This is a genomic window from Streptomyces sp. NPDC048600, assembly GCF_055587025.1.
The window spans coordinates 23,314-23,947 of sequence record NZ_JBVJGZ010000051.1 but is presented as its reverse complement, the minus strand read 5'-3'; the positions used below and the strand labels follow the sequence as shown (position 1 = coordinate 23,947).

The following is a 634-nucleotide window of genomic DNA, read 5'->3' as shown; positions in this document are numbered from 1 at the left end:
CCTCCCCACCCTCTCTCCCTCCCCCCCCCCCCACCATACACCCCCCCCCCCCCCCCCCCCCCCCCCCCCCCCCGCTGCAGCGTGTGCGGGTCACATGATGCCGATGACGAGGTTCTCCCGGGTTGGACGACCTCCTTGGTGACCGTGGCTGACACAAGGGGGAGATCTCCGCGCATCTCGCCGAGGTGTACGGCGCAGAGATCTCCGAGTCCACGATCGCCACGATCACCGACAGCGTGATGGCCGGCACGACGGAATGGCAGAACCGTCCGATTGACAGCGTCTACCCGTCGTCTTCATCGACTGCGTGCCCAGACGACCCGGCGCGAACCGGCCCGCGGCCACAGCGACCGTACGGGTGATGGTCGCCAGCGGCACGGGCAGGACACAATGACAGTGGTCACCACGTACGGCGTCGACGCCTCCGGGGTGACCGCCGACGGCACCTGGACGCTGCGGGTCGCGGAACGCCTACTCGCGCGACACCGGGTACATCGACTCCTGGAGCCTGACCTTCTGACAGGTTCCTCCTGCGGTGGGGGGGGGGGGGGGCCCCCCCCCCCCCCAAACCCCCCCCCCCCCCCCCCCCCCCCCCCCATCCCCGCCGGAGGGACCGGGGCCTAGCGGGGGGGTG

At 72.1% G+C, this 634-nt stretch carries 1 pseudogene; it reads left to right on the top strand.

The annotated features are described in order from the left end of the window. Positions 1-158: 158 nt before the first annotated feature. Positions 159-337, top strand: a pseudogene (locus tag ACZ6SQ_RS37150) (transposase); the annotation flags it as partial. Between the last annotated feature and the right edge of the window lie 297 nt (positions 338-634).